At 64.5% G+C, this 24430-nt stretch carries 26 protein-coding genes and 1 pseudogene; 22 read left to right on the forward strand and 5 right to left on the reverse strand.

Translation table 11 applies throughout. From position 1 onward, the window contains the following. Window positions 1-59 precede the first annotated feature (59 nt). On the reverse strand, window positions 60-1763 hold the full coding sequence (locus tag GTP77_RS06005; protein ID WP_161071268.1) for a methyl-accepting chemotaxis protein: 1704 nt from the start codon (window positions 1761-1763) through the stop codon (window positions 60-62). A 173-nt stretch (window positions 1764-1936) separates the two neighbouring features. Between GTP77_RS06005 and GTP77_RS06010 the strand changes: the two genes are divergently transcribed. From GTP77_RS06010 to GTP77_RS06020, 3 genes are all read left to right on the forward strand, one after another. Beyond that, a complete protein-coding gene (locus tag GTP77_RS06010) occupies window positions 1937-3316 on the forward strand; it encodes a GAF domain-containing sensor histidine kinase (RefSeq protein ID WP_228892767.1) in 1380 nt (459 codons plus the stop codon). Between the two features lie 65 nt (window positions 3317-3381). Next, window positions 3382-3570 carry a hypothetical protein gene (locus GTP77_RS06015; RefSeq protein WP_161071269.1) on the forward strand — a complete coding sequence of 63 codons (189 nt, stop codon included), beginning with the start codon at window positions 3382-3384 and terminating at the stop codon, window positions 3568-3570. Window positions 3571-3580: 10 nt separating this feature from the next. Further along, window positions 3581-3928, forward strand: coding sequence for a GFA family protein (locus GTP77_RS06020; RefSeq protein WP_161071270.1), 348 nt, complete (start codon window positions 3581-3583; stop codon window positions 3926-3928). Window positions 3929-3936: 8 nt separating this feature from the next. Here the strand turns inward: GTP77_RS06020 and GTP77_RS06025 are convergent, their stop codons facing one another. After that, the gene (locus GTP77_RS06025; protein WP_161071271.1) at window positions 3937-4635 is read right to left on the reverse strand and encodes a LysE family translocator; all 699 of its coding nucleotides are present in this window, start codon (window positions 4633-4635) and stop codon (window positions 3937-3939) included. A 110-nt stretch (window positions 4636-4745) separates the two neighbouring features. Between GTP77_RS06025 and GTP77_RS06030 the strand changes: the two genes are divergently transcribed. The 10 genes and pseudogenes from GTP77_RS06030 (at window position 4746) to GTP77_RS30555 (ending at window position 10956) form a co-directional block, all read left to right on the forward strand. Next, the gene (locus GTP77_RS06030) at window positions 4746-5669 is read left to right on the forward strand and encodes a helix-turn-helix transcriptional regulator (protein WP_321170260.1); all 924 of its coding nucleotides are present in this window, start codon (window positions 4746-4748) and stop codon (window positions 5667-5669) included. A gap of 32 nt (window positions 5670-5701) precedes the next feature. After that, on the forward strand, window positions 5702-6469 hold the full coding sequence (locus GTP77_RS06035) for a DNA/RNA non-specific endonuclease (protein WP_161071273.1): 768 nt from the start codon (window positions 5702-5704) through the stop codon (window positions 6467-6469). An 11-nt stretch (window positions 6470-6480) separates the two neighbouring features. Then, window positions 6481-6732, forward strand: a complete 252-nt coding sequence (locus tag GTP77_RS06040; RefSeq protein WP_161071274.1) for a hypothetical protein — start codon at window positions 6481-6483, stop codon at window positions 6730-6732. Between the two features lie 55 nt (window positions 6733-6787). After that, complete coding sequence (locus GTP77_RS06045; protein WP_161071275.1) at window positions 6788-7264, forward strand: Lrp/AsnC family transcriptional regulator; 477 nt, start codon at window positions 6788-6790, stop codon at window positions 7262-7264. Further along, the gene (locus GTP77_RS06050) at window positions 7261-7923 is read left to right on the forward strand and encodes a LysE family translocator (RefSeq protein ID WP_161071276.1); all 663 of its coding nucleotides are present in this window, start codon (window positions 7261-7263) and stop codon (window positions 7921-7923) included. Before GTP77_RS06045 ends, GTP77_RS06050 begins: the two co-directional genes overlap by 4 nt. After that, window positions 7920-8366: a hypothetical protein gene (locus GTP77_RS06055; protein WP_161071277.1), complete on the forward strand. Its 447-nt coding sequence runs from the start codon at window positions 7920-7922 to the stop codon at window positions 8364-8366. The genes GTP77_RS06050 and GTP77_RS06055 overlap by 4 nt, the downstream gene beginning before the upstream one ends. Window positions 8367-8387: 21 nt before the next feature. After that, window positions 8388-9137 (forward strand): YoaK family protein, encoded by a 750-nt coding sequence (locus tag GTP77_RS06060; RefSeq protein WP_161071278.1) that lies wholly within the window; start codon window positions 8388-8390, stop codon window positions 9135-9137. A gap of 21 nt (window positions 9138-9158) precedes the next feature. Beyond that, window positions 9159-9752 (forward strand): helix-turn-helix domain-containing protein, encoded by a 594-nt coding sequence (locus GTP77_RS06065; protein ID WP_161071279.1) that lies wholly within the window; start codon window positions 9159-9161, stop codon window positions 9750-9752. A 1-nt stretch (window position 9753) separates the two neighbouring features. Beyond that, a pseudogene (locus GTP77_RS30550) lies at window positions 9754-10266 on the forward strand (GNAT family N-acetyltransferase); the annotation flags it as partial. A 396-nt stretch (window positions 10267-10662) separates the two neighbouring features. Then, on the forward strand, window positions 10663-10956 hold the full coding sequence (locus GTP77_RS30555; RefSeq protein WP_260048641.1) for a GNAT family N-acetyltransferase: 294 nt from the start codon (window positions 10663-10665) through the stop codon (window positions 10954-10956). 8 nt (window positions 10957-10964) lie between these two features. On the opposite strand, the gene GTP77_RS06075 is transcribed toward GTP77_RS30555, so the two are convergent. Then, window positions 10965-13799, reverse strand: a complete 2835-nt coding sequence (locus GTP77_RS06075; protein ID WP_371869330.1) for a M16 family metallopeptidase — start codon at window positions 13797-13799, stop codon at window positions 10965-10967. 145 nt (window positions 13800-13944) lie between these two features. Between GTP77_RS06075 and GTP77_RS06080 the strand changes: the two genes are divergently transcribed. Further along, window positions 13945-15651: a DUF4214 domain-containing protein gene (locus tag GTP77_RS06080; RefSeq protein ID WP_187358620.1), complete on the forward strand. Its 1707-nt coding sequence runs from the start codon at window positions 13945-13947 to the stop codon at window positions 15649-15651. On the opposite strand, the gene GTP77_RS06085 is transcribed toward GTP77_RS06080, so the two are convergent. Then, window positions 15648-16637 carry a sensor domain-containing diguanylate cyclase gene (locus GTP77_RS06085; protein ID WP_228892758.1) on the reverse strand — a complete coding sequence of 330 codons (990 nt, stop codon included), beginning with the start codon at window positions 16635-16637 and terminating at the stop codon, window positions 15648-15650. The two genes, GTP77_RS06080 and GTP77_RS06085, sit on opposite strands and share 4 nt — an antisense overlap. A gap of 46 nt (window positions 16638-16683) precedes the next feature. Continuing rightward, window positions 16684-17460, reverse strand: coding sequence for a sensor histidine kinase (locus tag GTP77_RS06090; protein WP_161071281.1), 777 nt, complete (start codon window positions 17458-17460; stop codon window positions 16684-16686). Window positions 17461-17630: 170 nt separating this feature from the next. Between GTP77_RS06090 and queE the strand changes: the two genes are divergently transcribed. The 8 genes from queE (at window position 17631) to GTP77_RS06130 (ending at window position 24373) form a co-directional block, all read left to right on the forward strand. Then, window positions 17631-18266 carry a 7-carboxy-7-deazaguanine synthase gene (gene queE, locus GTP77_RS06095; RefSeq protein WP_161071282.1) on the forward strand — a complete coding sequence of 212 codons (636 nt, stop codon included), beginning with the start codon at window positions 17631-17633 and terminating at the stop codon, window positions 18264-18266. A gap of 9 nt (window positions 18267-18275) precedes the next feature. Beyond that, window positions 18276-18722: a 6-carboxytetrahydropterin synthase QueD gene (gene queD, locus GTP77_RS06100; protein ID WP_161071283.1), complete on the forward strand. Its 447-nt coding sequence runs from the start codon at window positions 18276-18278 to the stop codon at window positions 18720-18722. Next, window positions 18715-19233, forward strand: coding sequence for a tRNA adenosine(34) deaminase TadA (gene tadA / locus GTP77_RS06105; RefSeq protein WP_161071284.1), 519 nt, complete (start codon window positions 18715-18717; stop codon window positions 19231-19233). Before queD ends, tadA begins: the two co-directional genes overlap by 8 nt. 94 nt (window positions 19234-19327) lie before the next feature. Next, a complete protein-coding gene (locus GTP77_RS06110) occupies window positions 19328-20140 on the forward strand; it encodes an esterase/lipase family protein (protein ID WP_161071285.1) in 813 nt (270 codons plus the stop codon). A 2-nt stretch (window positions 20141-20142) separates the two neighbouring features. Further along, the gene (locus tag GTP77_RS06115; RefSeq protein WP_161071286.1) at window positions 20143-21054 is read left to right on the forward strand and encodes an alpha/beta fold hydrolase; all 912 of its coding nucleotides are present in this window, start codon (window positions 20143-20145) and stop codon (window positions 21052-21054) included. Between the two features lie 48 nt (window positions 21055-21102). Then, the gene (ldcA, locus tag GTP77_RS06120; RefSeq protein WP_161071342.1) at window positions 21103-22032 is read left to right on the forward strand and encodes a muramoyltetrapeptide carboxypeptidase; all 930 of its coding nucleotides are present in this window, start codon (window positions 21103-21105) and stop codon (window positions 22030-22032) included. Window positions 22033-22105: 73 nt separating this feature from the next. Next, window positions 22106-22696, forward strand: coding sequence for a hypothetical protein (locus tag GTP77_RS06125; protein ID WP_161071287.1), 591 nt, complete (start codon window positions 22106-22108; stop codon window positions 22694-22696). A 75-nt stretch (window positions 22697-22771) separates the two neighbouring features. Continuing rightward, entirely contained in the window at window positions 22772-24373 is a 1602-nt protein-coding gene (locus tag GTP77_RS06130; RefSeq protein ID WP_161071288.1) for an ABC-F family ATPase, read from the forward strand. The last annotated feature ends 57 nt before the right edge of the window (window positions 24374-24430 follow it).

A 24430-nucleotide genomic window follows, 5' to 3' on the forward strand; every position in this document is an offset into this window, starting at 1 on the left:
GCTTGCCCTCAGGCCAGCTTGCCATCCTTTCGGCTGCCGCTCTGTACGCTGTCGTACCCTCAGAACTCCTGCCAGTCGTCGGCTTCGCCGCCGTTGGCGGTCTTGCGCGCTTTGGCGGGGGCCGAAACGGGAGCCGGCAAGCGTGCCGCCGGGCGGCGTTTCGGCATATGGCTGACCTTCGCGCCAGCCGAGGCAGGGGCGGCGCCATGCGCGCTGGCCGCGGCCAGCGTGAACACGCCCACGGTTCCCGACAGCGAAGCGGCCTGCTCGCGCATGGCCGTCGCTGCCGCCGAGGCCTGCTCCACCAGCGCCGCGTTGCGCTGCGTGGTCTCGTCCATCTCGCTGATGGCGGTGTTGATCTGCTCGATGCCATCCAGCTGCTCCTGGCTGGCCGAGGCGATCTCGCCGATGATGTCCGTCACGCGCTGAACGCTGGCCACGATCTCCGTCATCGTCTGCCCGGCCTGGTCGACCAGCTTGGCGCCGCCGTCCACTTTGTCCACCGAATCGGCAATCAGCGTCTTGATTTCGCGCGCCGCCGCCGCCGAGCGCTGCGCCAGGTTGCGCACCTCGCTGGCCACCACGGCGAAGCCCCGGCCCTGTTCGCCGGCGCGCGCCGCCTCCACAGCGGCGTTCAGGGCCAGGATGTTGGTCTGGAACGCGATGCCGTCAATGACGGCGATGATATCGACAATCTTGCGCGACGAGGCGTTGATGCCGGCCATGGTGTCCACCACCTGCGCCACCACCGCGCCGCCCCTGTCCGCCACGTCCGAGGCCGACAAGGCCAGCTGCCTGGCTTGGCGCGCATTGTCCGCGTTCTGCTTGACGGTGGAGGTCAGTTCCTCCATCGACGAGGCGGTCTCCTCCAGCGAGCCCGCTTGCTGCTCGGTGCGCGCGGACAAGTCCGCATTGCCCGCCGCGATTTCGGCCGAGGCCGTGGCGATGTTGTCCGTGCCCGCGCGCACCTGGCTGACGATGCGCACCAGGCTGTTGTTCATATCGCGCAGCGCCGCAGTCAGCTGGCCCGCCTCGTCGCTGGAGCGCACCTCGATGCGCGAGTCCAGATTGCCGTCCGCGACGGTGCGCGCGATTTTCACCGCATGGCTGATGGGGCCCACGATGCCGCGCGTGATGTACCAGGCCGTAAAGAGGCTGAGCGCGCCGCCGGACAGGCCAAGCAGCGCCATGATCAGCCGCGTGCGGCCGGCCGAGTCCTGGGCGGTGCGGCCGGAGGCTTGCATCAGCGCTTCCTGGAAGTCGATCAGCTTGTCCACAGCGGCAAAGTAAGCCAGCTGTTCGCCGCGCACGCGCTGGTGCATGGCGCTGATGGCGGCCTCCCGGTCGCCCGCCTTGATCTGGCCGAGCACCTGGGCTGCGCTGGCCGCATAGCTGGCGCGCGCGGCCTGTATGCGGCCCAGCAGGGCGCGTCCTTCCGGCAAGGCCACCACGGCATCGAGCTTGGCCAGGTCGGCATCCGCCTGCTTGCCGCTGGCAACCGACTGCTCCAGGGCCTGCTGCGCGCTGGCGGCGTCTGGCACCAGCAGCGCTTCCCGCAGGCCCGTTGCCTGGAGATTGGACGCGTCCTTGATGTCGTTCAGCAGGTCGATCTTGCTGTACCGGTCGCCTATGGTCAGGCCGATTTCATCGCTGACGGTTTGCAGGCGGCTGGCGCCGACGGCAACCACGATCGCTATCAGTACGATGGTCAGGGAAAACGCTATGGTGAGGCGATGTCCAATCTTGATGTCGGCAATCTTCATGGTGATGGCAATATGTTGTGAAAATGAAAAAATAGTGTAACAGTGCCATTTTTATTTGGATAGAAATATTTCTTGATAAGAAGTTGCAAAATCGATTGCTGCGGTGCAGAAGCTTGCCTGCGGGCAGGCGCCGGAGTATATTGATTAGGCAACTTTCACTGGAGGACAGGTCTGTGACCTTACACGCTAGCGCCATACCGGAAAGCTTCCTGGCCAAGTGGCAGAACACCACGGACGTCATGGCCGGAATTTTCGACGTGCCCGCCGGCTTGATCATGCGCGTGCTGCCGGAGCAGATCGAAGTGCTGGTTTCCAGCCACAGCGAAGGCAACCCCTACGAGCACGAAGAAAAGGCCAAGCTGAACACGGGCCTGTACTGTGAAACGGTGATGGCCACGCGCGGCCTGCTGCATGTGCCGGACGCGCTGGAGGACGAGGAATGGCGCCACAATCCGGATGTGGCGCTGAACATGATTTCCTACCTTGGCGTGCCGCTGCTGTGGCCGGACAACGAGGTGTTCGGCACCATCTGCGTCCTTGACAGCAAGAAGCGCAACTATCATCAAAAGTATGTCGAGCTGCTGTGGGAAATCAAGAAGAGCATAGAGCGCGACTTCGTACTGATGCAGCAGCAGGAGCAGCTGGTGGCCAGCAATACCGAACTGCGCCATGCGGTGCGCCAGCAGGAGGCCTTCTCGCTCAAGCTGGCGCAATCCAACCAGGACCTGCATGCCGCGCTCATGCGGCTGACCAGCTTGCAGGAAGAGCTGCTGCGCACCGAAAAACTGTCCGCGCTGGGATCGGTGGTGGCCGGTATTTCGCATGAGCTGAACACGCCCATCGGCAACGGCCTGCTGGCCGCCAGCACGCTGCAGTCGCGCGCCGCCGAGTTTGCGCTGGAAATGGAACGCGGCCTGACGCGCAGCCGCATGCGCGAATTCGCCGGCACGGTTGAGCAAGGCGCCGGCATCCTGATGCGCAGCCTGGATCATGCAGCCAAGCTGGTGGGCAGCTTCAAGGAGGTGGTGGACGAACAGGCTGCCGACGGCCGCCAGCGCTTCGACCTGGGCGAGGCGGTGCGCGACGTGCTGGCCGGCCTGGATGCGGTGCTGGACGACAGCGGCAACCGGGTGGTGTGCACCATTCCCGAGGGCATACAAATGGACAGCTACCCGGACCAGCTGCGGCAAGTGCTGGCGCAGCTGATCGCCAACGCGGTGCAGCACGCCTTCCTGCCCGGCTTGTCCGGCACCGTGACCATCGCTGCGAAGCGGGATGGGGATGGGCAGGTCGCAATCACCGTCAGCGACGACGGCATCGGCATTCCACCGGATAACCTGGCGAGGGTGTTCGATCCCTTCTTCACCACACGCATGGGCAAGGGGGGCAGCGGGCTGGGCCTGCACATAGTCTACAAGCTGGTGACCGCCAGCCTGCACGGCAAGATCGAGGCCGGCAGCGGCGGCGGCGCTGGCGCCTGCTTTACCGTCACGCTGCCCGTGTCCGCACCTGCGGCCCTGCGCAAACCGCAGGCGCAGCCGCTGCTGAGCTGATCAGTGCGCCACCTTTGATTGTGCCTATGTAAGATCGTTGCAACACCATTGCCGGGAGTACTGCCATGCCACGCGGAGCCAACGCGAAGCGAGAGCGCGAATACAACGAGCTCGAGGAAAAGTTTGAGAAGGAAGGGCGCTACAAGGGGCGCGAGTCCGAGGTGGCGGCGCGCATAGTTAACAAGCAGCGCAAGGAAAACGGCGAGACCAAGGAAGACGCAAAGAGCGCTACACCACCTCCTAAAAAAACCTGAGGAGACAGCCATGCAATACCTTGGAAGCTGCCACTGCGGCAACGTGAAATTCCGGGTCGAAGGCGAGATTACCAGCGCCGTGACCTGCAACTGCTCCATCTGCCAGCGCAAGGGTGTGCGCATGGCTTTCTTCCCCCGCAGCGCGCTCACGCTGCTCACGCCCGAAGACAAACTGTCCACCTACACCTTCAACAAGCACGTGATCCACCACCGGTTTTGTCCGGTGTGCGGTATCCATACGCATGGCGAGGGCGTGGATCCCAAGGGCAATCCCATGTCGGCCGTGAATATCAACTGCATCGAGAACATCGATGTCGACGCGCTGCCTGTGCAGCGCTACGACGGCCGCTCGCTCTGATCCCGTGCTCAGCGCACGGTATGGCCGCCCACCACCAGCATGACTTCGGAGGGCTGCCATTGCGGCGCCAGGCCGCGCACCGCCTGCCCGGCGCTGAGCAGTGCGGTCAAGACCAGCAGCACGCCCATGGCGCGCGCCGCCGCAACGGACGCGCGCGGATGCTGGTTGAACCAGCCGCTGGCCTGGCTGGATGCGAAGGCCAGCGCGCCGTAGACCCCTGCCTGCGTCAGTGCCGTGATGCCGCCCAGCACGCCCGATTGCAGCCAGAGCGGCCCCAGTCCGGGCTTGAGGAACTGCGGAAAAATCGCCAGCATGAAGATGTAGGCCTTGGGATTGAGCAGGCTGGTCATCATGGCGCGGCGGAAGATGGCGGGCGGCGCCAGCACCTGCTGCCGCGGCGTAGTGCTGGGACGGAACACGCTGTCGCTGCGCATGAACGCAATCCCCATCCACGCGATATATGCGGCGCCCGCCAGCAGCATCGCGTTGAACAGCCCCGGCCATAATTGCAGCACCACTGCGATGCCTGCGCTGGCCATGAGCAAATGGCACACGCCGCCGGCAATGATGCCGCCCACCGCCGCCAGCCCTGCGCGGCGCCCGCCCAAGATGGAGCTGGCCATCACATAGGCCATGTCCAGCCCCGGCAACACGATGATGCCGAATACAACCATAAAATACAGCCACAGATTGGTGCTTTGTTCCATGAGGGTCTCCTTGTGCGATGGGACCAGCATAAAACGCAAATAGGGCAGATTCCGCCCTGATTCTCTGCTATCTTTGCTGCATGTACCATCCCACCACCCGGGTTCTGGCTGTGCTCGAACTCCTGCAAACCCACGGCCGCATGAGCGGCGCCGAGATGGCCAGCCGCCTGGAAGTGGACGGCCGCACCTTGCGCCGCTATATCGTCATGCTGGAGCAGATCGGCATCCCCATTCTGAGCGAGCGCGGACGGCATGGCGGCTACGCCCTGATGCCCGGTTTCAAGCTGCCGCCCATGATGTTCACGGACGACGAAGCGTTGGCCTTGTCCCTGGGCCTGCTGGCTGCGCGCAGCCTTGGGCTGGCCGAGGCCGCGCCCGCCGTCGCCAGCGCGCAGGCCAAGCTGGAGCGCATCATGCCGGCCGGCCTGAAGCAGCGCGTGGGCGCCATCGACGAAACCGTGCGCCTGGACCTGGCGCGCGGCACGGCGCCACGGGACAACGCGGCGCTGGTAACGCTCAGCTCCGCCGCGCAGTCGCGCCGGCGCGTGCACCTGTGCTACCAGGCGCTGGGCAGTGCGGCGAGCGAACGCGGTTTCGATCCCTATGGCCTGGCCTTTCTCGACGGCTGCTGGTACGCGGTCGGCTACTGCCATCTTCGGCAGGACATGCGCACCTTCCGCCTGGACCGCATTGCGTCGGCGGCGGTGCTGCCGCATGGGTTTGAGCGGCCGGCCGGCTTCGACGCGCTGGCGCATCTGCGCACCTCGCTGGCGGCCATGCCGCGCGCCTTTGCCGCGACGGTGCTGCTGCATACCGACCTGCACACGGCGCGGCGCTTCCTGATGGACGCCATCGGCCTGTTTGAGCAGACTGCCGACGGCGTGCTGCTGCATAACCAGTCCGACGACCTGGGCTGGTTTGCGCGCCAGCTGGCGGCGCTGCCGTTCGGCTTCCGCGTCCTTGCGCCCGATGCTTTGCGCGCCGAGCTGGATACGATTGCGCGGCGCCTGTCGCAAATTGCCGCCGTCCGATAGAATGCGGCGGTTTTTTTACCGATTAGGGCTTTATGATTCAGAAGTTGATTGCCGCCGGCGCGTTCGCGCTGGCGTCGGGCTGGGCGCTGGCCGGCGCTTGCCCTTCGCATTATGTCGATGGCCGCGCGCCGGAGATACGCAACGGTAAGCTGGCTTCGGCCACCAGGGAATTGTGCTACGGCGTGTTTGGCGTCATGCATTCGGGGATCACGCGCACGCCGCTGTGGTCCGCCGAGCATCTGACTTCGGGCAATGTCGAGCAGGCGCGGGAGCTGGACCGGGAAAACTCCTTCCACCCCGAGCCGCGTTTGCCGCGCAGCGAGCGCGCGGAGCTGTCGGACTATGCGCGCAGCGGCTATGACCGTGGCCACATGGCGCCCAACGGCGACATGCCGGACCGCGCAGCGCAGCGCGACAGCTTCACGCTCGCGAACATGGTGCCGCAGGATTCGGACAACAACCGCCAGGTGTGGGCCGGCATCGAGCAGGCCGTGCGCAAGCTGGCGCAGAAGGAGGGCGACCTGTACGTGATTACCGGCCCGGCCTTCCTCGGCAGCGACTTGCGCAAGGTGGGCAATGTGCTGGTGCCCACCCATCTGTACAAGGTGGTGTACAGCCCGCGCCAGCGCGCAGGCGCCGCCTACTTTGTGGAGAACAAGGCGGACGTGCAGTATGTGACCATGAATGTGGCGCAGCTGGAGGCGAAGATCGGCATCGACCTGCTGCCGTCGCTGTCCGCGCGCCAGAAGGAAACCATGCTGCGCTTGCCGAGCGCGAAGCCGCGCAAAGATAAACGCTGACAGGACATATCATGAGCAAGAAATTCATCCCCTACGCCAACGAGGCCGATGTGCTGCATATCGGCGGCCTGACCATCGAGAACCGCGTGGACCGCATCACCATCGCTGGCGATATCGATCTGACGCTGGACCAGGCTGGCCAGGCGGACGCCCGGGCGCTGCACAAGCTGCTTAGCGATGTGCTGGCCAAGCTCGACGCGCAGACCTTGCCGGCAAAATTGCCGCCCCCTGTGGTGCAAAGCGTTAAAAATCCTTTCGCGTAAGGGTGGATCAGTAAATATGCTTGCATAGTGATTAAGTTCAAGGCAGAATCACTGCATGGATACTCACGACCTGCAAATCTTACAGCTGATTCAGTCCGACAACCGGCGCTCCGCAGCCGAAATCGGGCAGGAAATCGGCTTGTCGGTTTCCGCCGTCAGCGACCGCCTGCGGCGGTTGAACACAACGTCCGGCGCCGTCGTTGCCAACCGGGCAGTGATCGACCCGGCGCGGGTGGGCATGACGGTATGCGCCTTTGTCTTCGTGGACCTGGAGCCGCGCGCGGACGAGGCCTTGTTCGCGGAGGCCGTGCGCTCCTTTGCCGAGGTGCAGGAGGCGCATCACATCACCGGCCCGCATTCCTGGCTGGTGAAGGTGCGGGTGCGCGATACTGCGGCCCTGCAGCTATTCCTGACGCAGCGTTTGAAGGCGGTGCCCGGCGTGCTGCGCACCGAGACCATTATCGCGCTCGACACGGCGAAAGAGACGTCCGAACTGGCGTTCGCTCCGGCGAACGGGGAGGGGGCGCCATGATGGAGTTCGCTTCCACGCTGGCGCGCGGCGCGGTGATCGGCTTTGCCATCGCGGCGCCGGTCGGTCCGGTCGGGCTGCTGTGCATCCGCCGCACCTTCGCGCACGGTCCACGCACCGGGATGGCCTCCGGCCTCGGCGCGGCAACGGCCGACGCCATGTATGGGCTGGTTGCGGCGCTGGGCGTAAGCGCCGTTGCGGCGCTGCTTTTGGAACACGCAGCCACGCTGCGCATAGTCGGCGGCCTGCTGATGGCGGTGCTGGGCGTGGCCGCCTTGCGCCGCGCGCGCGGTCCCGCGCAGCCGGTGGCGACGGGCGTGCCCCATGCGGCCAGTTCGGCACGTACGGCGACATCGCGAGGCCTGCTGGGCGCCTTCGGCACCACCTTCGCGCTGACTGCGTCCAGCCCCATGACCATATTGTCTTTTGCAGGCCTGCTTGCAGCGCTGGCGCCGCCGGACGGCAGCATGCAGGGCGGATTGATACTGGTGGCGGGCGTCTTCGCCGGCTCCATCGCGTGGTGGACCATGCTGGTGGGCGGTGTTGCCGCCAGCCGCCGCGCGGTGTCGGCCCGTATGCTGCGGACGATTGAAGCCGTCTCCGGTATCGCCTTGCTGGCGTTCGCCGCCTGGTCCATCTGCACCGGCGTGGTGATGGCATGAGCGCGCCGCATTTCACCAGCGACGCGCAGATCGCCGCGATAGGAACGCAAGTACTGGCCCGCACGCTGCCCAAACAGGAGTGGACGCACGCGGCCCACCTGGCGGCGGCTGCGTGGATCATCAGTGAGCGCAAGGACTTGCTGCCCGCCCGCGATATGCCGGGCATCATCTCGGCCTACAACATAGCCAGCGGCGTCGCCAATACGGACACCGGCGGTTACCACGAGACCATTACTCAAGCCTCGCTGCGGGCGGTGGAGGCCTTCCTGCGCGCGCAGCCGGAAGGGACGGCGCTGCATGCGGCCTGCAACGCCTTGCTGGCCTCTCCCTACGGCAAGAAGGACTGGCTGCTGCGGCACTGGTCGCAAACGCTGCTGTTCTCCGTGGCGGCGCGGCGCACCTGGATAGAGCCGGATCTCGCGCCACTTCCATTCCCCGCCTGACTCCACCCGCGCTGCGCCCCAATGCCCATCCACTACGCCAGAAAACTGACCGGCAGCGCGCGCAGCGCGGAGGGCAACCGCCACCTCGGCGCCTTGCTGTGTTTCGTAGCCGGCGCCATCAACGCCGGGGGCTTCCTGGCGGTACGGCAGTACACCTCCCACATGACCGGCATCGTCTCATCCATGGCCGACCATCTGGCGCTGGGAGCCTACAGCCTGGTGCTGCCCGGCCTGGGCGCCTTGCTGTCCTTCCTCGCGGGAGCGGCCTGTTCCGCCATCATGGTGAACTACGCGCGGCGCAGGCGCATGCATGGCGAGTACGCTCTGCCGCTGTTGCTGGAGGCGGTGCTGCTGCTGGGCTTCGGCATGCTGGGCGTTCAGCTGGCCGATATAGACGGCTTGTTCGTGCCGCTGACGGTGATGCTGCTGTGTTTCATCATGGGCCTGCAGAATGCGCTGATCACCAAGGTCTCCAAGGCGGAAATCCGCACCACCCACATCACGGGCATCGTGACCGACATCGGCATCGAGCTGGGCAAAATGCTGTACTGGAACCGCGAGCACGAGGCGGGCCAGCACCGGGTCCAGTCGAATCCCGGACGCTTCGCATTGCTGGCAACGCTGGTGTGCGCGTTCTTCGCGGGCGGGGTACTGGGCGCGCTCGGCTTCCAGGCGCTGGGCTATGCGGCAACCATGCCGCTGGCGCTGCTGTTGGTGGCTGCTGCCATCGTGCCGGCGGCGGATGACCTGATGGGGCGGAAGCACAAGTAGCCGCTTGCAACAGAATCCAGTATGTTGGATAATCAATCCACCATGTCGGATTCCTCACTACACCTCCTTATTGCCCGGCGCGTGCGCGAACTGCGCGCAGCGCGCGGTTTATCGCTGGAAGCGCTTGCCACGCACTGCGGCGTGAGCCGCTCCATGCTGTCCTTGATCGAACGCGGCGAAAGCAGCCCCACGGCCGTGGTGCTGGAAAAGCTGGCCACTGGCCTGGGCGTGACGCTGCCTTCGCTGTTTGAAGCGCCTGCGGCGGCGGGAGACCCGGTTTCACGGCGCGGCCAGCAGCAATCCTGGCGCGACCCGCATTCCGGCTATGTGCGGCGCAATGTGTCGCCGGCCGGCGTGGGATCGCCCATCCAGCTGGTGGAAGTCGAATTCCCGCCCGGCGCGCGCGTAGCCTACGAAACCGCCGCGCGCGAGGCGCAAGTGCACCAGCAGGTGTGGGTGCTGGAGGGCGTTATCGACATCACTTATGGAGAGGAGGTTTTCCAGCTCGGCGCGGGCGACTGCCTGGCGATGCAGCTGGACCGTCCCATGGCCTTCCACAACCCAAGCGCAAGCACCACGCGCTACGCGGTTGCCATTACCACTATCAGGAGCTGAAATGCGTGACTACCAGGTGCGCCGGCTGACCTCCGTCAGCGCGGCACAAATTCAGGAGCTGGCCGCGTTGCTGGTCGACTGCGTTCAAGGCGGCGCGTCGGTCAGCTTCATGCTGCCGCTGGGGATGGACAAGGCGCTGGCGTTCTGGCGCGGCGTGGCGGACGGCGTGGAGCGCTGCGAACGCGCGCTGATCGTGGCGGAGGACGCGAGCGGCATCCTCGGCACTGTGCAGCTCGTGCTGGCGCAGCCGGACAACCAGCCGCACCGCGCCGACGTGTCGAAGATGCTGGTGCTGCGCCGCGCGCGCCGCCGTGGCCTGGGCGAAGCGCTGATGCAGCACGCGGAGCAGGTAGCGCGCGACTGCGGCAAATGGCTGCTGGTGCTGGACACCGCCAGCGCGGACGCCGAGCGCCTGTACGAGCGCCAGGGCTGGCTGCGCGTTGGCGTGGTGCCGGACTACGCGCTGATGCCGGACGGCGCGCTGTGCGCCACCACATTCTATTACCGCAAGCTGGAGCCGCTGGCGCTGGACAATCCGGTTTGGAGTGCGCTGGGCAGCGGGCACCGCGCCATGGCGCAGCGGAACGGCCTGGCGGCGCGCTACCCGCGCGACGTGTCCCCGCTGGTGGGCCTGCGCGAGCCATCGCCGCAAGCCTTCGCGGACTTGCGCGCCATGGTGGAAGTGGATGAGGAAGTGTGGCTGCTCACGTCCAATCCGTTGGAACTGCCGCCGGAATGGGAACTGGCGCGGGTGCGTTACATCGACCAGATGGTGTACGCAGGCCAGGGCCGCGCGCAACCGGTCGCGCATGCAGCGCCTTTGCTGGAACTGGGTTCGGACGATGTGCCGGACATGATCGCTCTGGCAGCGGAAACCAAGCCCGGTCCCTTCGTGCAGAAGACCATCACCATGGGCCGCTACCTTGGCGTGCGCGCAGCGGGCGGCAGCCTGTCTGCCATGTCGGGCACGCGCATGGCGCTGGGGGAGTTTACGGAGATTAGTGCGGTCTGCACCAGCCCGGCGGCGCGCGGCGCAGGCCACGCGCGGGCATTGATGCTGACGCTGATGGCGCAGATCCAGGCGTCCGGCAAGACGCCTTTCCTGCATGTGAAAACGGAAAACGGCGCAAAGCAAGTCTATGAAAAACTAGGCTTTGTCGTGCGCCGCGAGATCTGCTTCAGCGTGATACGCCGTATCGCGTAGATATTGGCTTAGTTGGCGAACACCTCGGCCGCAGGCGTGATCTTCACCGCCTCCGGCTTGATGTTCAGCTTCATATTGCCGATCACCTGGTCTTCGTCCAGCACTTCCTTAGGCTTGTTGCCGTCGTACTTGATAGGCGAAGGGGCGTCGCTGACCAGCTTTTCCTTCAGTCCGGCGGCGTCCTTGGTGATCATCACCACCGACAGGTTTTTGGCCGACAGGTGCTTCTTCATGGCGGCGTTCACGTCGTCCACGGTCAGCTTGGACAGGCCGTCGCGCATCAGTTTTGTGAACTCCGGCGTGTTGTACCACTGCGAGTCGAGCGCGTAGCCCAGCTGCTGGTCTTGCGTCGAGGTCATGACGAAGACGTTCTTCATCAGGTAGCCGCGCGTGATGTCGAACTGCTCCTTGCTCATGCCTTTGCTGAGCGCCTTGTCCAGCTCCGCCAGCGCGATGCGCAGCGCGAAGTGGCCGTTTTCAGGCGCCACGGGACGGATCCACACCTCGAACAGCTGCGCCTTGCGGCCCAGGTTGGGGTTGGGGAAGAACTGGAACATACCGCGCGGGAAAGCCTCGGTGTAGGCATAGTCGCCGTAATTCATGCCGCGCAGTTCGCGGATGCGCTGGTACAGCAGGGCGCTGGACGAACGGTGCTCGCCGAGCCAGGTTTTCACCATCCACAGCGCAGGGAAGTCCGGATGCGAACGCGTGACCGTCAGCGGCAGGCCGAAGGAAATCGCGGTGGCGCGGGTGTTCTTCTCGATGATTTCCACTTCCAGGCCGTTCGGCATTTTTCCAACCGGCGCCGTGGTGGCGGGCAGGCCCTCGCCTTCCGGCAGCTTGGCCAGCGCCTGCTTCAGCGTGGCGGTCATGGCGTCCGTGACGTCGCCCGAAATGCCGACGCGCACGGCGCCCTGGGTGTAGGCGGATTTCCAGAAGCTCTTCACGTCGTCCAGCGTAATGCTGTCCAGGCCCTTGACGGTGCCCAGCGCCGCGTGGCCGTAGCCGCTGCCCGCGAACACATTGGTCTGCAGGCGCTCCTTGCCCAGTTCTTCCTCGTTGTTGTCCTTCAGGTCCGTTTGCAGGGCGTTCTTCTGGGCGTCCTTCAGGCGGCGGAAGTCCTCCTGGCGGAAGCCCGGCGACAGCAGCATGGGCAGCGCGATCTCGTTGAAGGCGGTCCAGTTGTCCTTGTGGATGGAACCGGTGAAGGTGGTCATTTCCTTGTCGGTCTGCTCGGTGAAGCTGCCTGCCATCGGGAAGAATGCTTTGGCGATTTCGTCGATCTTGCGGTCGCTGGAGCCGGCTGCGGCCACCATCGCCGCAGTCAGCGCGGCCAGGCCTTCCTTGCCGGCCGGGTCATGCGCGGCGCCGGCCGAGAACAGCAGCTTGTAGCGGATTTGCGGCAGCGCGGACTTCTGCACCAGGATGTCGATATTGGCCTTGCCGGTCTTGGGCTCGAATCTGGCCAGTTTCGGCAGCGTGGCGATTTCGGCCGGCAAGGTGGAGTGCGACAGGGTGGTGACCACCATGCCGTCGTCGGTCAGGAATTTGCGGCCGGCGGCCAGCAGGTCGGCCGGAGTCAGCGAGTCCAGCACACGGTAGTAGTTGTTGATGGTGCCGTAGGAACGGTTGAAGTGCACGAAGGAGGCCAGCGTGCCGGCGATCTGCTCGGTGTTGTCCAGCGAGCGGATCACGCCGTATTTCAGCGCGGACTTGGCTTCGGCCAGGGTCTTGTCGCTCACCGCTTCGGTGCGCGCCTTGGCGATGGTTTGCATGATGGCGTCGCGTACATAGACGGCGTCGTCACCGCGCTTGACGCGCGCGCCCACCATGGCCAGCGTAGGATCGACGCGGTTCGGCGTGCTGTCGAACAGCTGGTCCACCTTCTGTTCGTCCTGCACCAGGCGCTTGAACAGCGGCGAGGTGCGGCCGAAGGACAGCGACAGCAGCATGGACAGCGCGGCCTGTTCCCTGGCTTTCTCGGAGAAGGCCGGGGCGCGGAAGGCCACGGTCACCAGCGGCAGGGTAGGCGTGGCCCAGGGCACGTGCTTGTAAATGGCGCCTTTGGCCGCCGGCTCCACCGGCACGTCGGTCTTGTAGGTGCCGCGCTGCCATTTGCTCCAGTATTTCTCGACCATGGCGAAGGCCTTCTGCGGCTCCACGTCGCCCGCTACGATGATGGTGGTGCGCTCGGGGCGGTACCAGCGGTCGAAGAACACCTTGGAGTAGGCGTACTGGTTGGGCATGTCCTCGATGTCCTTGATGAAGCCCATCGTGGTGTGCTTGTAGGTGTGCTTTTCGTAGGCGGCGTCGCGCATCACCTCGAACAGCTTGGACATGGGATTGGCGCTGTTTTTGTTGTATTCACCCAGCACCGCGCGCGATTCGGTCTTGAACACGTCTTCGCTGTAGTCCAGGTGCTGGAAGCGGTCCGCTTCGACTTTCAGCACGGTTTCCAGGTCATCCTTGGCGAACGTGGTGTAATAGTTGGTTAAGTCGTCGCTGGTGTAGGCGTTCTGGCGCGCACCAGCCTTGGTGATAATGTCCTGGTACTTTTCAGGCGGGTATTCTTTGGTGCCCCGGAACATCATGTGCTCGAAGAAGTGGGCAAAGCCTGACTTGCCGGGCTCCACTTCGTTGCGCGAGCCTGTCTGCACGGGGATCTGCAGCGACACGATGTTGGGGAAGCCGGTTGGCACAACGATCACTTTCAGGCCGTTGGCGAGGGTTTTCTCGGTGGCTTTGAAGGGCAGCAGGTCGGCTTTGCCCGCGCCGCTCTCCGCCGGTGCGGCCATGGCCGGCACGGCTAGCGCCAGGGTGAGGAATGGTAACAACTTGGACACGTGGTTCTCTCCTTTTTATTGTCAAATGCCGCTCGGCGGGTGGTGAGCGGCAACGCGGAAGAATAAAATATTCAAGCTGGAATGCCTAGGCATTTCGGCGTGCTACCATCAAAGTTAAATCGGTTCACCTTTCGCACGTCACATTATGAGTATGAGCAGCGGTATCAACAGCATAGACGCCTTGGCCTATAGCAGCTGGAACAGTGTGCCGGGGACGGCGGTAACGCTGACCTACCAATTCCTGCAAAGCCCCCCGCGCGACGCCACCAGCGACGACGCCAAGGGTTTCCAGGCCATGTCGTTCGCCCAGCAGCAGGCCACGCGCGCGGCGCTGAACGCTTGGGCCAATGTGGCCAATGTGTCATTTGTCGAGGTGACCAGCGGCGGCCAGCTGCGCTTCGGCACCAACGACCAGAGTGCGGACAACAGCAGCGGCTATGCCTACCTGCCCGAACCCGGCGTGGCGGCAGTGGACCTGTATCTGAACAACCGCGGCTACTACAACAGCGTATTTACCGCCGGGACCTTCGGCCCGGCCGTGCTGCTGCACGAGATTGGCCATACGCTGGGCCTCAAGCACCCCGGCAACTACGATTCGGCGGGCAGCAGCGTGGACGGCCCCTTCCTGCCCACCGCCACCGACAACACCGACTATTCGGTGATGTCCTACCGCTACTCGTCGGCCTTCAACAACCGCTACGACACCACGCCCATGCTGTACGACATACAGGCTATCCAGTACCTGTACGGCGCGAACATGAGCTACCACACCGGCGACGACGTGTATTCCTTCGGCAGCAGCCAGGCGCCGGTCTGCATCTGGGACGCGGGCGGCAACAATACCTTCGACTTTTCGGCCTGCTTCGGCGCCACCCAGATCGACCTGCACGCGGGCGCCTTCAGCGGCACCGGCAACGGCCTGGCCAATGTGTCCATCGCCTACAACGTAACGATACGCACAGTGGTGACCGGCGCCGGCGGCTCCACGGTCACGCTGAACGACGCGGGCAATGTCATGAAAGGCGGCAGCGGCGCGGACGTGGTGCGCGTGGGCGCGGGCGACGACATCATCAACACCGGCGACGGGATAGACACGGTGGTGTTCAGCGGGTTTTACGGCAATTACGCCATTGTCCGCACGGTGGACCAGGTGCGCGTGACAGGGCAGGGCACGGACTTGCTGTCCGGCGTGGAGGTGCTGCAGTTCGCCGACAAGCGCGTCAATGTGAGCGATCTGCTTCTGGCGGGCCAGGGCGGCCCCAGCAATGGCAACGACATCTTCACGGCCATGCCCGGCAATGAGTTCATCGACGGCGGCCTGGGGCTGGATACGCTGGTCTACAGCAGCGCGCGCGGCGCCTCCCAGATACGCGCGTCCGGCAAGGGCTACACGGTGACCGACGCCAGCGGCAGCGTGGATGTGCTGACCGGGGTTGAGCGCGTGCTGTTCAGCGACGGCGCCGTGGCGCTGGATATCGACGGCGCGTCCGGCCAGATTTACCGGCTGTACCAGGGTGCGCTGAACCGCGCACCCGACAGCGCCGGGCAGGGTTACTGGACCTGGGCCATGGACCGTGGACTGGCCCTGGTTTCCGCGGCAGCCTCCTTCGCGGGCAGCCCGGAGTTCATCAACCGCTACGGCGCCCTGGACGACACGCAATATGTCACCCTGCTGTACAACAATGTGCTGCACCGAGCGCCGGACGATGCGGGCCTGGCCTGGCACGTGGGCGTGCTGCACACCGGCCTGTCGCGCGCTGCGGAGCTGCTGAATTTTTCGGAGTCGCCCGAGTTCCAGGCCAGCGTGGCCGCACTGGTAGGCAACGGCATCGAATACACCCCCTACGGCTAGCCGTCCTGGACCTCCTGCGTGAGGCTGATGCGGTTGCGGCCCATGTGCTTGGCGCGGTACAGCGCGGCGTCCGCCGTGGCCACCAGCTGGGAGCTGTCGTTTTCCGGCGCGGGCAGGGCGGTTGCCGCGCCTATGCTGACGGTAACGAACTGCTTGCCCGAACCCAGGTTGGGCAGCTGTAATTGCTCCACGCGGCAGCGTATGCGTTCGGCCACGATGGCCGCGCCCTTGAGCGACTGGTTGGGCAGGATCACCGCGAATTCCTCGCCGCCGTAGCGCGCCACCAGGTCGTTGGCGCGCATTTCGCTGGCCACCGCCGTGGCGATGCGCTGCAGGCATTCGTCGCCGCCCAGGTGGCCGTAGGCATCGTTGTACTGCTTGAAGTTGTCCACGTCTACCATCAGCAGCGACAGCGGCTGCTGCTGGCGCAGGGCGCGCTGCCATTCCGCTTGCAGGGTGCTGTCGAAACAGCGCCGGTTCGCCAGGCCGGTCAGGCCGTCGCGCGTGGCCAGCTGCTCCAGCGCGATCTGGGCCTTCTTTTCGTCGGTCAGGTCGCGCAGGGTTTCCACCACCGCGACCAGGGCGCCGTCGCTGTCGCGGACCGCGCTGGCGTCCACCGCCAGGTAGCGGCGCCGGCCCAGGCGCGGCATATCGCACCAGTTTTCGGCCGTCAGGCTTTCCGCGTCTTCGGCGCGGCGTACGTGGCGGTCGTAGAGCTGGGGCGCGTCGCTGCTGCGGCCCTGCACCACCAGGTCGGCCAGCGTGGGGCGCGGCAGATGGTAGAAACTGCGCCAATGGTCGGCCGTGCCCAGCACTTCGCTGGCCGGCACCCCGGTCAGGCGCTCGCAGGCCCGGTTCCAGATCAGCACCCGCCCGTGCAGGTCCAGTACAAAAGTGGGGATCACCAGCAGTTCCATCAGCTTGAGCGCCAGGCCTTGATGGGGGCCGGCCTGGGCCGGGTCGAACAGAGGCAGAACCTGTGCCATACGATTCCTTATATTTGTTGCGTTTGGTTCATTGTGCGGCGGCAGCTCAGCGCCTTGCTTGATGCGGAACAAAGGATGGCTGATTGGCGGCAACAGGGGCGGTGGGAAGGGAGATGGTGAGCGCCGTGCCCCGGCCGGGCGTGCTGGCCAGTACGAAGCAGCCGCCGGCGGCGGCCACACGGTGTTCGATGCCGAGCAGGCCACAGCCCTGGCGCGGCGGACCGTCGCGCATGCCTACGCCGTTGTCGCGCACCGTCATGCTCAATTCGTCGGCGGTGCGGCACAGGGCGATGCGCACTTCGGTGGCGCTGGCGTGCCGCGCGATATTGGACAGCGATTCCTGCAGCACGCGGAACAGCGTGGCGTCTGCCGCGCAGGCCGCGTCGCTGCCGTATTGCGCCGCTTCGAGCTGGTACTGGATGCCATTGATGCGCGAGAACTCCGTCAATTGCCGTTCCACCGCGCAGCGCAGGCCGTGCTCCAGGCCCACCGGCCGCAGGCCATTGATAATGCCGCGCATGGAGCGCACGGCGGCGTCGGTGTGGCTGAGCAGGGTGGCGAGGTGCACCCGTGCCGAGGGCGGCATGCCGGGGAAGCTTTGCAGGGCGCCCAGCTCGATCTTCAGGGTCAGCAGGTTCTGGCCCAGGTCGTCATGGATATCGCCGGCGATGCGTTGGCGCTCCTCGTGCAGCACGCGGGGATGGCAGGCGCGGGCCGCCTCCAGCGCGCGCTGCAATCTGCTGCAGCGCCACAGCAAGGCCAGCGACAGCGCCGCCAGAAGCACGGAGCAGCCGGACAGGATATCAACGTGGAATGCGGTCATGGAGGCCTCCGGCTGTCGTAACAGCTGTCAACATATCCCGGAAGCAATATGCGCACTTTGCTAAATATCAAACTGTTAAGCGGCTTGCACATATGCCTGACAGTTTCGCCACACTATATGACCGCGCCGCTTTGCGCTATAATTGAAGGTTGACTATTGGGTTAATCATCGTGACTTACAGCATCAAAGAGATTTTCTACACCTTGCAAGGCGAGGGCGCCCACGCCGGACGTCCTGCCGTGTTCTGCCGCTTTGCGGGCTGCAATCTGTGGACCGGCCGCGAGAGCGACCGCGCCACGGCGGTCTGCCAGTTCTGCGACACCGACTTTGTGGGCACGGACGGCGAGGGCGGCGGCAAGTTCGCCACGCCGCAGGCCCTGGCCGAGGTGATCAACAGCCTGTGGCCTGAGACCTACCCTGCCAGCAAATACGTGGTGTTCACCGGCGGCGAGCCGCTGCTGCAGCTGGATACGGCCCTGATCGCCGCGATGCACGAGGTGGGCTTCGAGATTGCGATTGAGACCAATGGCACCCTGCCGGTACCGGAAGGCGTGGACTGGGTCTGCGTGAGCCCCAAGATGGGCTCCACGCTGGCGGTCCACAAGGGCAATGAAATCAAGGTGGTGATCCCGCAAAAGGATCAGGACCTGTCCGCCTACGAAGGCCTGGATTTCGAGAACTTCTTCGTGCAGCCGATGGACGGCCCGCTGGCCGAGTTCAACACCACCCTGGCGATCGAAACCTGCAAGCGCAATCCGAAATGGAAGCTGAGCCTGCAAACCCATAAACTGCTGCAAATACCTTAAGTTATTACTATGCTGACCATTACCCGCAAGCTGGAGTTCGACGCAGGCCATCGCATTCCCGACCACAAGAGCCAGTGCCGCAATCTGCACGGCCACCGCTACACCCTTGAAATCACGCTGACCGGCCAGGTCATCAATGCCGAGGGCAACTCGGACAACGGCATGATCATGGACTTTTCGGACGTCAAGACCATCGCCAAGGAACACCTGGTGGACGTGTGGGACCACGCCTTCCTGGTCTACGAGAAGGACCACGCGGTCAAGGAATTCCTCGCTTCGCTGCCCAACCACAAGACCGTGGTGATCGACCGCATTCCTACCGTGGAAAACCTGGCGGCGGTGGCCTTCGACATCCTGAAGGCGGCCTTCAAGGACCGCTACGGCACCGGCCTGCACCTGCACAAGCTGGTGCTGCACGAAACCCCGAACTGCTGGGCAGAGATTACCGATGCCTGATGTAACGCCGGCCCTTCCTGGCGATGAAGCCTTTATGCGCGAAGCGCTGGCCCAAGCGCAGTGCGCCTGGGACCAGGGCGAAGTGCCGGTGGGCGCCGTGGTGGTCAAGGACGGCGTGGTCATCGCGCGCGGCTACAACCAGCCGATAGGCAAGCATGACCCCACGGCGCACGCGGAGATCGTGGCGCTGCGCGCCGCCGCCGCCGCGCTGGGTAATTACCGCCTGCCGGGCTGCGAGCTGTACGTCACGCTGGAGCCCTGCGTGATGTGCTCCGGGGCGATGATGCATGCGCGCCTGTCGCGCATCGTCTACGGCGCGTCGGACCCCAAGACCGGCGCTTGCGGCTCTGTGGTCAATCTGTTCGAGCAGGAACAACTGAATCACCACGCCCAGACCGTGGGCGGCGTGCTGGCGGACGATTGCGCCGGCGTACTGAAGGACTTTTTCGCCGCCCGCCGCGCGGCTGCCGCGCAAGCGCGCAAAGCCGCCTTGCCGCCGGCTGTGGAATAAACGCCACTCTCTCCATTCGTGTTCGCCTGCTGCTGTGGGTTGGTGCTATGCTGATGCAAACAGCAACAGGCATTACCTGTAAGCAGGAGATTCAATGCGGTCCCCCAAACAAATAGAAGATGAGGGCGCGCCCGGCGTTGTGCGCCTGGCCCTGGAGCTGCGCGCACCCTGGGAGCTGGGTGCGGCTTTGGCGGCTTACCCCTTCGCCCGCCTGGCTCCCTCTGGCGACGGCCATCCCGTCATGGTATTCCCCGGCCTGGCTGCAGGCGACACCACCACCATTGTTTTGCGGCGCTTCCTCAGCGAGCGTGGCTACGACACCTACGCATGGGAGCAGGGCCTGAACTTCGGCCCCAAGCCCGGCGTGCTGGAAGCGTGCATCGCGCGCATCGAAGAAATCCACGCGCGCACCGGCCGCACCGTCAGCCTGGTGGGCTGGAGCCTGGGCGGCGTGTATGCGCGCGAAATTGCAAAGATGCTGCCCGATAAAGTGCGCGTGGTCGTCACGCTGGGATCGCCGTTTACCGGCAGCCCCAAGGCTACCAATGCCTGGCGCGTGTACCAGCTGGTATCGGGCGAGAAGGAAATCGACTCGGCGCGTTTCGCCATGCTCAAGCAGCGGCCAGCGGTGCCCACCACCTCCATCTTCAGCCGCACCGATGGCGTGGTGGCCTGGCAGTGCAGCATGGAGGAGGAGACTGCCAGCTCCGAGAACATCGAAGTGCACGCCAGCCATGTCGGCATGGGCGCCAATCCCACCGCGCTGTTCGCCGTCGCCGACAGGCTGGCGCAGCCCGAAGGACAGTGGCGCCGTTTCGATCACGTGGCCCACACGGGCATCAAGAAGCTGCTCTATCTCGATCCCCAGCGGACGCCGTTTTTCCAAAACCTTTTTGGATGGTACTAATCATGCCCACCGCCCTCGCCAACGGAATCAGCATTGCGTATGAAACCAGCGGTGATACGGCGGGGCCGCCGGTGTTGCTGATCATGGGCCTGGGCATGCAGCTGATTTCGTGGCCGCAGGAGTTTGTCGACGGGCTGGTGGAGCGCGGCTGCCATGTGATCCGCTTTGATAACCGGGACAGCGGGCTGTCCACCAAGTTCGACGGCGCGGGCGTGCCGAATCTGCCGCTGTCCTATTTGAAGAACATCGTAGGCTGGCCGCTACGCCCAGCCTACACGCTGGACGACATGGCCGACGACGCGCACGGCTTGCTGGACCATCTGAAGATTCCGCAGGCGCATGTGATCGGCGTATCCATGGGCGGCATGATTGCGCAGCTGTTCGCGGCGCGGCACGCGCGGCGCACCTTGAGCCTCACTTCCATCATGTCCAGCAGCGGCAGGCGCAGTTTGCCGGGGCCGACGCGGGCGGCGCGCAAATCGCTGCTCACGCCGGCGCCGGAGGGCGGCAGCCGCGAGGAGCTGGTGCAGCACTTGGTGGATACCTTCCGCGTGATCGGTAGCCCCGGATTTCCCATGCCCGAGCATGATTTGCGGGCGCGCATAGGCCGCACGCTGGACCGCTGCGTATATCCGGCCGGCGTGGCGCGGCAACTGGTGGCGATCGCCGCCAATGGCGACCGCAGTCCGCTGCTCCAGCAGATCCGCAAGCCTGCGCTGGTGATACACGGCGCCGACGACCCGCTGGTGCCGGTGGATTGCGGCATCGACACCGCCAGCCAGATCGCCGGTGCGGACCTGCACATCATCGAAGGCATGGGCCACGACCTGCCGCCCCAGCTGATAGGGCGGCTGCTCGCCTTGATCGATCCGCACGTGCAGGGTAAGATGGCCCGGCATTCCCAGGCTGCCTGAACGCCCGGGTGCGTCACCTTGGGTTGAGCGGATTTGAGTACTTCAAAAATGGGGAAGGGCGTGGGCATCGCAATCGCTGCGCCGGGCGGCTACGCGCTGGACGAAGAGGCGCTGGCGCGCGGCATCGCGCGCATGGAGGCGCAGGGTTTCGTGGTCCACAATTACTACGAGCCGGAGCTGAAGCACCAGCGTTTCGGCGGCACCGACGAGGCGCGCCTGGCGCAGCTCAACGCGGCGGCGGCCGACCCGCAGGTGCAGGTGGTGATGGCGCTGCGCGGCTCCTACGGCATCAGCCGCATCCTGCCGCAGATCGATTTCGGGGCCATGGCGGACAGCGGCAAGCTGTTTGTCGGCTACAGCGATTTCACCGCTTTCCATATGGGTTTGCTGCAGGCCACGGGCCGCATCAGCTTCGCCGGTCCGATGATCTGCGACGATTTCATCCGCGACGAGCCGGTGGACTACACGCTCAACCAGCTGTGGGACTGCCTGCGCGGCCCGGTCCATAGCGTGCATGGGAGCGGGGGCGGCAATCCCAAGGTGGATTTGCAGGGCACGCTGTGGGGCGGTAATCTGGCCATGCTGGTGCATCTGCTCGGCACGCCGTATTTCCCTCAGATTGACGGCGGCATCCTGTTCGTGGAGGACATCAACGAGCACCCATACCGCATCGAGCGCATGCTGCTGCAGCTGCTGCACGCAGGAGTGCTGGACCGGCAGAAGGCGCTGGTGCTGGGCGACGTGTCCGGCTACCGCCTGGCGGCCTTCGACAACGGCTACGATTTCGACGCCATGCTGGCCTACGTCCGCTCGCGGCTGTCCATCCCGGTGCTGACCGGGCTGCCGTTCGGCCACATCAAGGAGCGCTGCACCCTGCCTTTCGGCGCGCGGGCGCATCTGGCATCGGACAGCGCCGCCGCTGATGCTGGCAGCTTTACCCTGACGGCCAGCGGCTACCCGACCCTGGCGCCTGCCTGACGATTGAGCAAGCGCAAAGCGCCGGGCGGGTAGCAGGGGGATACTGACAATTCCCCGTACTCCGCCTGGAGCGATGATGAACTCGAACGACCAGCCCCCATCCCCGGGCTCGCTTGACTTCCAGCCGCGCCGTGCCAATGATAAAGCCATGCTCTCGCGACTTGCAAATGTGGAAAAGAATCTCCCCGTGGTCAAGACCACGGTTGAGGTGATTCGTTCCAACTATGTGACCAAGGGAGACTTGGCAATTGAGGTTGGCAAGGTCAACGACAGAATTGCCATGGTCAACGAAAACATGGCGCGTGAATTTTCCAATGTGCATGAGAAAATTGCCAAGGTTAGCGAAAACATGGCCCGCGAATTTGCCAATGTTCACGAGAAGATCGCCAAGACTAACGAGACTATGGTGCGGGAGTTTAGCAAGGCCAACGATTTCTCCGTGCGAGAGTTTAGCAAGATTAACGAGATCTCCGTGCGGGAGTTCAGCAAGGTCAACGAGTTCACGGTACGTGAAACCGCCAAAGCCAATGAAAACACGAGCAACTTGAGAGCTGAGATGCACGGTGAGTTCACACGCTATACCCGGCGCGTCATAGGCGCGATGATAGTCATTTGCAGCTCGCTAACGGCGGCTGTGTATTTCATCGCCAGAAACGTGCACTGAGCGTTTGGCTGACGCTGTGGCCATAGGGTGGTAAAATGCGAGGTTGTGAATTTACCGCTTTAAGGGCCTTCAGACGTGCTATCCACTGCAAACATTACGATGCAATTCGGCGCCAAGCCGCTGTTCGAAAACATTTCCGTCAAGTTCGGCGATGGCAACCGCTATGGCCTGATCGGCGCCAACGGCTGCGGCAAGTCGACCTTCATGAAAATCCTGGGCGGCGACCTGGAGCCGTCGGCCGGCAATGTGGCGCTGGACGTCAACGAGCGCCTGGGCAAGCTGCGCCAGGACCAGTTCGCCTATGAAGACATGCGCGTGCTGGACGTGGTCATGATGGGCCACACCGAGATGTGGGATGCCATGCAGCAACGCGACGCCATCTACGCCAATCCGGACGCCACGGACGACGACTACATGCGCGCCGCCGACCTGGAAGGCAAAGTCTCGGAATACGACGGCTACACCGCCGAATCGCGCGCCGGCGAACTGCTGCTGGGCGCGGGCGTGGACATTTCGCTGCACCAGGGCCCGATGAGCAATGTGTCGCCAGGCTGGAAGCTGCGCGTGCTGCTGGCGCAGGCGCTGTTCTCGAATCCGGACATCCTGCTGCTGGACGAGCCGACCAATAACCTGGACATCAACACCATCCGCTGGCTGGAAGACGTGCTGAACGAGCGCAATTCCACCATGATCATCATTTCCCACGATCGCCACTTCCTGAACCAGGTGTGCACCCACGTGGCCGACATGGACTACGGCACGCTGAAGATCTACCCAGGCAACTACGACGAGTACATGCTGGCGTCCACGCAAGCGCGCAACCAGCAACTGGCCAACAACGCCAAGGCGAAAGAGAAAGTCGCCGAGCTGCAGGACTTCGTGCGCCGCTTCTCGGCCAACAAGTCGAAGGCCCGCCAGGCCACGTCGCGCGCCAAGATGATCGACAAGATCAAGGTCGAGGACATGAAGCCGTCCTCGCGCGCCTATCCATTCGTGCGTTTCGACGGCGAGAAGAAGCTGCACCGCCTGGCCGTGGAAGCGGAGAACATCTCCAAAGCCTACGATCGCCAGCTGTTCAAGAACTTCAGCATCATGGTGGAAGCGGGCGAGCGCATCGCCATTATCGGCGCCAACGGCGCCGGCAAGACCACGCTGCTGCGCTGCATCGGCGGCGAGGACATCACCGGCCTGAACGCCGACACCGGCCGCATCAAGTGGGCGGAAAACGCAAACGTGGGCTACATGCCGCAGGATCCAACCGAGGACTTCGCCACCGACCTGACCCTCACCGACTGGATGGGCCGCTGGACCAAGGAAGGCGACGACGATCAGGCCGTGCGCTCCAGCCTGGGCCGCCTGCTGTTCGGCGGCGACGAGGTGAAGAAGTCCGTGCGCGTGCTGTCGGGCGGTGAAAAGGGCCGCATGATGTACGGTAAGCTGATGCTGGGCCGCCACAACGTGCTGCTGCTTGATGAGCCGACCAACCACATGGACATGGAATCGATCGAATCGCTGAACATCGCACTGGACAAATACGCCGGCACGCTGATCTTCGTCTCGCACGACCGCGAATTCGTTTCCTCGCTGGCCAACCGCATCCTCGAGGTCAAGGAAAACGAGATCGTCGACTTCCGCGGCAACTACGAGGAATACCTGACCAGCCAGGGCATCAACTAATTGCCCCATCTGCCCGGCCACTGCTTTCGAGCGGCGCCGGGCAGTTTTTTATTGTAT

It is taken from the genome of Pseudoduganella aquatica, from assembly GCF_009857595.1.
GTDB classification, from domain to species: domain Bacteria; phylum Pseudomonadota; class Gammaproteobacteria; order Burkholderiales; family Burkholderiaceae_D; genus Rugamonas; species Rugamonas aquatica_A.